This is a genomic window from Thiobacillus sp. 65-1402, assembly GCF_001897685.1.
Taxonomy (GTDB): Bacteria; Pseudomonadota; Gammaproteobacteria; order Burkholderiales; family Thiobacillaceae; genus Thiobacillus.
In genome coordinates, this window is the sequence record NZ_MKUG01000111.1 from 1 (window position 1) to 8,533 (window position 8,533).

At 66.2% G+C, this 8,533-nt stretch carries 7 protein-coding genes and 1 other RNA gene; 7 read left to right on the forward strand and 1 reads right to left on the reverse strand.

Features of this window, described 5'->3' with window-relative positions; all coding sequences use genetic code 11:
- On the reverse strand, positions 1-2,134 hold a 2,134-nt coding region (locus BGO62_RS09280; RefSeq protein ID WP_296641629.1), incomplete at its 3' end, for a DUF1631 family protein.
- A gap of 286 nt (positions 2,135-2,420) precedes the next feature.
- On the opposite strand from BGO62_RS09280, the gene BGO62_RS09285 reads away from it, so the two are divergent.
- The 7 genes from BGO62_RS09285 to BGO62_RS09315 all read left to right on the forward strand — a co-directional run.
- Positions 2,421-3,497: a 3-deoxy-7-phosphoheptulonate synthase gene (locus BGO62_RS09285; protein ID WP_296641631.1), complete on the forward strand. Its 1,077-nt coding sequence runs from the start codon at positions 2,421-2,423 to the stop codon at positions 3,495-3,497.
- Between the two features lie 26 nt (positions 3,498-3,523).
- Positions 3,524-3,621: signal recognition particle sRNA small type (ffs, locus tag BGO62_RS09290), an RNA gene on the forward strand.
- 109 nt (positions 3,622-3,730) lie between these two features.
- Positions 3,731-5,431, forward strand: a complete 1,701-nt coding sequence (gene dnaX / locus BGO62_RS09295) for a DNA polymerase III subunit gamma/tau (RefSeq protein WP_296641632.1) — start codon at positions 3,731-3,733, stop codon at positions 5,429-5,431.
- Positions 5,428-5,754 carry a YbaB/EbfC family nucleoid-associated protein gene (locus tag BGO62_RS09300; protein WP_363924099.1) on the forward strand — a complete coding sequence of 109 codons (327 nt, stop codon included), beginning with the start codon at positions 5,428-5,430 and terminating at the stop codon, positions 5,752-5,754. Before dnaX ends, BGO62_RS09300 begins: the two co-directional genes overlap by 4 nt.
- A gap of 10 nt (positions 5,755-5,764) precedes the next feature.
- The gene (gene recR / locus BGO62_RS09305; RefSeq protein WP_296641633.1) at positions 5,765-6,358 is read left to right on the forward strand and encodes a recombination mediator RecR; all 594 of its coding nucleotides are present in this window, start codon (positions 5,765-5,767) and stop codon (positions 6,356-6,358) included.
- Between the two features lie 80 nt (positions 6,359-6,438).
- On the forward strand, positions 6,439-7,809 hold the full coding sequence (gene purB / locus BGO62_RS09310) for an adenylosuccinate lyase (RefSeq protein ID WP_296641635.1): 1,371 nt from the start codon (positions 6,439-6,441) through the stop codon (positions 7,807-7,809).
- Between the two features lie 54 nt (positions 7,810-7,863).
- The coding region (locus BGO62_RS09315; protein ID WP_296641637.1) for a thioredoxin domain-containing protein at positions 7,864-8,533 on the forward strand (670 nt) is incomplete at its 3' end.

An 8,533-nucleotide genomic window follows, 5' to 3' on the forward strand; every position in this document is an offset into this window, starting at 1 on the left:
CCGGGGTGTGCTGATGCAGCGACTTGTCCTCGTCGAACAGCGCGGCCGCAAGCTGGTCGACGATGCAGTCCTGCGCGAACTTGTCGGCGCACACCCGGGTGAGCGCCTGGTCGATGCGCTGCAGCAGGGTCTGGATGTCCGCCGCAGCCGGCGGGTCGGACAGCTCGGGGTCGAGCCAGGCGCACAGCTGCTGCAGCACCTGCCAGGCTTCGCGCGCCTCGTCGCTATCGGCGCCGTGGCGTACCTCGGCCATCAGCAGAACATTGCGCCAGCCGCCATTGAGGAGTTCGATCACAGCATTGGGTATCTGGCGTTCGCCCAGCCGCGCCAGCAGTTCGCGCAGGATGCGCTGCTTGACGACTTCGGCGCGCTGGCGGCCTTCGCACATTTCCTGCAGGCGGAACACGCGCGCGGCACGCTCGTTCAGCAGCGGCTTGACCACGCGTTCGAGCTGGGTGCGCGCCTCCTCGAACACGCCGGGATTCTTGTCGGCCTCGGCGTTGATGCGGTCGGTCCAGCGGCTCATCAGCCGCAGCAGGCGCTGGTCGGTGATCTTGCCGTCGTCGCCGGCCACCATGCTGATGCGGTCGAGCGTGTTCAATACCTTGTGCGCCGGGTGGGCAGGCGAATTCAGGAATTGCGGGTCGGACATCGCCAGCTTGATGAGGCTGGTTTCCAGTTGCTGGAAGAACGGACGCATGCCCTCGCTGACCGATTTCTCGGCGTGCATGGTGTCGAACAGCGCGCCGAACATGTCGACCGAGCGCTGCATTTCGTGGGTGACGGCGGACGGCAGCGCACCGGCGGCGGCCAGGCGCTGCAGCACCGGCGAGCGGGCCACGCCGGGCGCGCCCGCCATCGCGGGTTGGCCGCCGGCCGCCGCACCCGGCCCGGCATAACCCGGCATGGCATTGCCTACCGCGGCGGCGGGCGCTGCGCCCGAGGGGGGCGGGGCTGCAGGGGCGGGCTGGCCACGGAAAAAATCCAGCAGCGAGCCGGTCAGGCGGCCGAGGGTGCCCTGTGGCACCGTCGCGGCAGGAGCCGGGGATTCGGCTTGTGCAGGGGCGGCAGCAGCAGGCGCCGCCGGTGGAACGGCGTGCCGGGATTGCGGCGGCGCGATGGGCTGCTGCGCGATCTCGGCCTGCGAGACGGGCAATAGCGCCAGCAACTCGGCATACAGCGCAGCCAGCTGCTCGGACAGCACGTCGCGCAACGCGGCATACGCGACCTGCCGTGCGCGTGCCGGTACCGGAACGTCCTGCAGCGCGCTGCGGTAGGCGTGGCCGATGACGGCGGGCCCGAACGGGTTGTTGCTGTGGTCGCAGGCAAAGTCGAACAATTGGCCGATGCGCGGTTCGATATCGGCGAGCTGTTCGCAGAACAGTTCCTCCAGCTTGTTGGCTTCGGACGAGGTGGCCAGCCAGTCCTCGAAATCCAGTTCGTCGACCAGGGCCAGTCCGCCGTCCATCGTGTCGCGGGTGGCCTGGGTTTGCACCGGACGGGCCTGCCGCAGCGCATCCAGCACCTGCTGCACAAAGCGGGTCTGCACGGCTGCCGCGTGTTTGCCGAATTCGTGGACGGCGTTCAGCAGTCCGCTGTGTTCGGCAATGCCGGAGGCGTGTATCGCCGCCGTGCTCAGCTTGTCGCCCAGCATGCGCATCAGTTGGTCGTGCACCTGCAGCAGGGTTTCGCTCAGCAACGCGCTGCTGGCTTCGCGTAGCTGGGGGTGCGCGTGCGACGGGGGCAGGGCGGCGAGTTTTTGCCGGTGCCCGGCCATGCGCAGTTTTTGCAGCGCGCGCAGCGCATCGACCGGCTGCCTCACAAACGCGACGCCGACTCCGAGCGGGCTCAGGCGCTTGAGCTGCGCCGGCACGCGGAAGGTCTGGCTGGTATTGATCGAGGCCGGGGTGAAGACGATTTCCACCTCGGCATCCGCGCGCCTGGCCAGCGAGGCGATCGCCGCTTCGGGGTTGGTGAACTTGAGGAACAGGCCGCCCAGGCAGAAATCGCGGATCTCGCAGGCGATTTCGGTATGCCCAGGCTGGGTGATGATGGCTGCCTGCGAAACCTGAAAGCGCTTGTCGCGTCGCAGCTCCTGCGCGGGATGCCGAATCTCTGTCGCGTTAGCCAACATTTCCACACTCTTCCCTTTTGCTTGTCGCGTTTGCCCGATGGGGGGGCACCCCCGCGCTGTCTGACTCCGGCCGGCTCGCGGATGCTTGGCGAGCTCCCTCCAGTTTTGGTAGACTGCCATGCATGATTCGTGCCGCAGAGTTCTTTTTTAGCCGCTTTTATCCCACGCCGCAGGCGGTCGGGAGGCGCTGAAACGAACGGCGCGCCTCAACGAAACCGCCAGTCCGCTGGCGGTTTTTTTGTTTACGCCGCCGGCACGGATCAACCTAAATCAACGGAGCCCGAACATGTCTGCCACCCGAACCGACGATACCCGCATCGAGCAAAGCGGCGAACTGCTCGCTCCAATGCAGATCATGCGCGAATTGCGCGCCAGCGAAACCGTGCTGGCACGCGTGGCGCAAGCCCGCAGTGCCATCCATGACGTGCTGCGCGGGGCGGACGACCGCATGTTCGTCGTCGTCGGCCCGTGTTCCATCCACGACCCGGCCGCCGCGCTCGATTATGCGCGCAAACTGAAGCCGCTGGCCGACGAACTGGCGCACGAGCTCATCGTCGTCATGCGCGTGTATTTCGAAAAGCCGCGCACCACCGTGGGCTGGAAAGGCCTCATCAACGATCCGCACCTGGACGAGAGCTTCGACATCAACGAGGGGCTGCGGCTGGCGCGCAAGCTGCTGCTGGAAATCAACGAAATCGGCCTGCCCTGCGCGACCGAGTTCCTCGATCTGATCTCGCCGCAATACATCGCCGATCTGGTGGGCTGGGGCGCCATCGGCGCGCGCACCACCGAGTCGCAGTCGCACCGTCAGCTGGCGTCCGGTCTGTCGTGTCCGGTCGGGTTCAAGAACGGCACCGACGGCAGCCTGCGCATCGCGGTCGATGCGATCAAGGCGGCCGCCGCGCGCCACCATTTCATCTCCATCACCAAGTCGGGCCATGTCGGCGTGTTCAGCACCTCCGGCAACGAAGACACGCATGTGATCCTGCGCGGCGGCAAGGCGCCCAACTACGATGCGGCGAGCGTCAGCCTGGCATGCGGCGAGCTGGCATCGGCCGGCTTGCGCCAGCAACTGATGATCGATTTCTCGCACGCCAATTCGAGCAAACAGTACCAGCGCCAGATCGATGTCGCCGCCGATGTCGCAGCGCAGGTGGCCGGCGGCGACACCCGCATCATCGGCGCCATGGTCGAGAGCCATCTGAATGCCGGCCGCCAGGATCTGGTTGCGGGCCAGTCGCTGGAATACGCCAAGTCGATCACCGATGCCTGCATCGGCTGGGACGACACCGTCCCGCTGCTGCGGATGCTGGCCGACGCGGTGAAAAAACGCCGCCTCAGCGCGCCGGCGGATGAGGAATAAGCGCGCTTCCGGGTTAAAATGCGCGTGGCGGGCCTCCCCGCATGGCTAAGTCGTGAATCGGGTCAGGTCCGGAAGGAAGCAGCCACAGCGACCGATGCCAGTGCCGGGGTTCTGGCTCGCCACTTAATTCTTCAGGGGCTAGGATTTAGGGGCTAGGGTTCGTGGGAGTACCCCACGAATGCCGGCTTCGCATTCACCTAGATCCTAGCCCCTAGATCCTGGCCCCTAAGCCCATGACTGATCTCTTCGGCGACTCCGAATCCCCCGCACTTGCGCTGGCGCGCAAATGGCGGCCGCGCGCGTTCGCCGACCTCAAGGGACAGGAGCATGTGGTGCAGGCGCTCTCCAACGCGCTGACCCAGGGGCGTTTGCACCATGCCTATCTGCTGACCGGTACCCGCGGGGTGGGCAAGACCACGCTGGCGCGCATCCTCGCCAAGTGCCTCAACTGCGAAACCGGCGTCACGGCGACGCCCTGCGGCGCGTGTTCGTCCTGTACCCAGATCGACGCCGGCCGCTTCGTCGACCTGCTCGAACTCGATGCGGCGTCGAACACCGGCGTCGACAACATGCGCGAGGTGCTCGACAACGCGCAGTACGCGCCGACGGTGGGGCGCTACAAGGTCTACATCATCGACGAAGTGCACATGCTGTCGAAGCCGGCGTTCAATTCCATGCTGAAGACGCTGGAGGAACCGCCCGCACATGTGAAGTTCATCCTCGCCACCACCGACCCGCAGAAGATTCCGGTCACGGTGTTGAGCCGCTGCCTGCAGTTCAACCTGAAGCCGATGCCGCCTGTGCTGGTGGCGCAGCATCTGGGCGAGGTGCTGGCGCAGGAACACGTCGCCAGCGAGCCGGCTGCGCTGAACCTGCTGGCGCGCGCCGCCGCCGGCAGCATGCGCGACGCGCTGTCGCTGACCGACCAGGCCATCGCCTATGGCGGCGGCACGGTGGAAGCGGCCGCGGTCGAGGCCATGCTCGGCACGGTGCGGCGCGATTACCTGTTCGATCTGCTCGACGCGCTGGCGGCGCAAAACGGCGATGCGCTGCTGCAGCAGGCGCACCAGCTGGCCGAGCGCGGCATCGCCTTCGACGCGGCCTTGCAGGACCTGGGCAGCCTGCTGACCCAGCTGGCTTTGCTGCTGCACGCGCCGGGCACGGTGGAAGCCGGCATGGACGCCGAGCGGATGCAGGCCGCCGCCGCGCAGCTGGATGCGGAAACCGCGCAGCTGTATTACCAGATCGCGCTGAACGGCCGGCGCGACCTGGCGTATGCGCCGGATGAGTTTTCCGGCTTCTGCATGACGCTGTTGCGCATGCTGGCCTTCGCCCCGGGCGCGGCGCCGGCGGATCGCGCCGCTCGCGGGCGTGCGGTGCCCGTTGCCGGGGGCGAGCCGGCGCCGCGTGCCGTCGCACCCGCCATCCTGCAACCTGCGCCTGCCGCACCGCGCGTAGAAGCCGTGCCGGCCGAGTCGCCGCCATCGCCCGCCTATCAGGTCGACGTGCCGGCCGTTCCTGCGGCACCGCAGGCGGTGCCGCGCGGCGACTGGGACTGGCTCAAGGTCGTGTCCGAACTGCGCCTCGGCGGTATGGCCAAGATGCTCGCCGACCACTGCGAACTGGTATCGCAGACGGGCAATGCGGTGAGCTTGCGCGTGGGTGAAGCGCACAAGCATTTGCTCGATCGCACCTATCAGGACAAGCTGGTGGGGTCGCTGCGCGAAAAATACGGCGCGGCGCTTGACGTGAGGTTCGAGATCGGCGCCGCCGCCGAGCGGACACCGCAGCAGGTGCGTACCCGCATCAAGGAAGCGCGCCAGGCCGAGGCCGTGGCCGCAATCGAATCGGATCCATTTGTGCGCGAGTTGGTCGACCAGTTCGGTGGCCAGATCGACGCCTCAACCATACAGCCATTAGGAGAATCGACATGATGAAGGGCGGCATCGGCAACATGATGAAGCAGGTCCAGCAGGTGCAGGAAAACATGGCCAAGATGCAGGCCAAGCTGGCCGAAATCGAAATCGAGGGGCAGAGCGGCGCCGGCATGGTCAAGGTGACGATGACCTGCAAATACGACGTGCGCCGCGTCACCATCGATCCCAGCCTGATGAGCGACGACAAGGAAATGCTGGAAGACCTGGTGGCCGCCGCGGTCAACGACGCGGTGCGCAAGGTCGAATCGACGGTGCAGGAGAAAATGGGCAGCGTCACCGCCGGCCTGCCGATTCCGCCGGGAATGAAACTGCCGTTCTGAGGCGCTGTCTGTGCAGCCCGCCGCACTGGAGCACCTGATCGCCGCACTGCGCGTGCTGCCGGGCGTCGGCCCCAAGTCGGCGGCGCGCATGGCCTATCACCTGCTGCAGCGCGACCGGCGCGGCGCCGAGCAGCTTGCCGGGGCGCTCCACCATGCGTTGACGCATCTGCATCATTGCCGCCTGTGCAACAATTTTTCCGAGGCGGAGGTGTGCGAAGTCTGCACCAGCGCGCGTCGCGACAAACGGCAGCTGGCGGTGGTCGAAATGCCGGCCGACTTCAACATGATGGAAGTCACGCAAAGCTACGACGGCCTGTATTTTGTGCTGATGGGACGCCTCTCTCCGCTCGACGGCATCGGCCCGCGCGAGATCCACCTCGAACGGCTGATCAATCGTGCGCTCGACGGCGTGGTCGAGGAGGTGATCCTGGCGACCAACTTCACGCCGGAAGGCGAAGCCACCGCGCACACGATCGGCGAGCTGCTGAAAGCGCGCGGCCTCAAGGTCAGCCGGCTGGCGCGTGGGGTGCCGGCCGGCGGCGAACTGGAATATGTGGACAGCGGCACGCTGGCACAGGCCGTCCGCGACAGGCGGACCGTTTAATGCGGCGCGACAGGCGGACCGTTTGGCATGGCGCGCCGCAGGGACCAATCACTGAATAACGGATAACACGGGATGACACGATGGAACTCAATGCACTGACCGCTCTTTCTCCGCTGGATGGCCGCTATGGCGGCAAGGCCTCGCCGCTGCGCGATTTCTTCAGCGAGTATGCCCTGATCAAATACCGCGTCATCGTCGAGATCGAATGGCTGAAGGCGCTGGCCGCCGAGCCGGCCATCGCCGAGGTGCCGGCGTTTTCCGCCGCGGCCATCGCCTTGCTCGACGGCATTGCTGACACGTTTTCGGTGGCCGATGCCGAGCGCGTCAAAACCATCGAGGCCACCACCAACCACGACGTGAAAGCGGTGGAATATTTCCTCAAGGAAAAAACCGCGGCCAACGCGGAAATCGCCGCGGTAGCCGAGTTCATCCATTTCGCCTGCACCTCGGAAGACATCAACAACCTGTCGCATGCCCTGATGCTGAAAGGCGCGCGCGACGGCGTGCTGCTGCCGGCGCTGGAAAAGCTGATTGCGCGCCTGACCGATCTGGCGCACGATCTGGCCGACCTGCCGATGCTGTCGCGCACCCACGGCCAGCCCGCCTCGCCCACCACCGTCGGCAAGGAGCTGGCGAATGTCGTCTACCGCCTGCGGCGGACGTGGGACACCATCGGCTCGGTCGAGCTGCTGGGCAAGATCAACGGCGCGGTCGGCAACTACAACGCGCACCTGTCGGCCTATCCCGATCTCGACTGGGAAGACTTCGCCCGCAGTTTCGTCATGGAGCTGGGACTGAGCTTCAATCCCTACACCATCCAGATCGAGCCGCACGACGCCATGGCCGAGCTGTACGACGCGATCGCGCGCGCCAACACCATCCTCGTCGACCTCAATCGCGACGTCTGGGGCTACATCTCGGTGGGCTATTTCAAGCAGAAGCTCAAGGCAGGCGAGGTCGGGTCTTCGACCATGCCGCACAAGGTCAATCCGATCGACTTCGAGAACAGCGAAGGCAACCTGGGGCTGGCCAACGCGGTGCTGCGGCATCTGGCGGAAAAGCTGCCGGTTTCGCGCTGGCAGCGCGATCTCACCGATTCCACCGTGCTGCGCAACATGGGCGTCGGCTTCGGCTACAGCCTGCTCGCCTACGAATCCTGCCTGCGCGGACTCGGCAAGCTCGAAGCCAATCCGGCTGCGCTGGCGGCCGATCTCGACGCCAACTGGGAAGTGCTGGCCGAGCCGATCCAGACCGTGATGCGGCGTTACGGCGTCGCCAACCCCTACGAGCAGCTGAAGGAGCTGACGCGCGGCAAGGCCGGCATCACGCGCGACACGCTGCACGGCTTCATCGACGGCCTGACGATTCCGGATGCCGAGAAGGTGCGCCTGAAAACGCTGACGCCGGCGTCCTATACCGGGATGGCGGCCGAGCTGGCCAGGCAGATTTAAGGCAGTCTGATTTAAGCCGGATCGATGCAAGCCGGCGATTGAAGCGGAGTCACCATGTCCGAACACGCACTCGACGTCAACCTTGCCGACTTTCAGCAACACGTCCTCGAAGAATCGAAGCACCGTCCGGTGGTGGTCGATTTCTGGGCGCCCTGGTGCGGCCCGTGCAAATCGCTGAAACCCATCCTGGAAAAACTCGCTGCGGAATACGGCGGCAAGTTCCTGCTCGCCAAGATCAACTCCGACGACAACCAGGAACTCGCCGCGCGTTACGCGGTGCGCGGCATTCCCAGCGTCAAGGCCTTCATCGACGGCGAGCCGGTCGACGAGTTTTCCGGCGCGCTGCCGGAAGGTGAGGTGCGCGCCTTTCTCGACCGCCTCGTCCCGAGCCCGGCGGACGAGCTGCGTGCGCAGGCCGCCGAACTGCGTCTTGCGGGCGATGCCTCGGCCGCGCTGCAGCGGCTGGCCGATGCGTCAAGACTCGCCCCCGCGCATGTCGGCGTACGGCTCGATGCCGCCGAAATCATGCTCGATCTGGGCGAAGCCGACGAAGCCCGCCGCCTGCTCGCGAGCGTGCCGGACGATGCCGATCCGCGTGCGCAGCAACTCAAGGCCCGGCTACAGTTCGTCGGCACGGCGGACGCGGACGAGGCTGCGCTGAGCGCGCGGGTGGCGGCGGACGAAAACGATCTGGAGGCGCGGCTGAAACTCGCCAACCTGCATG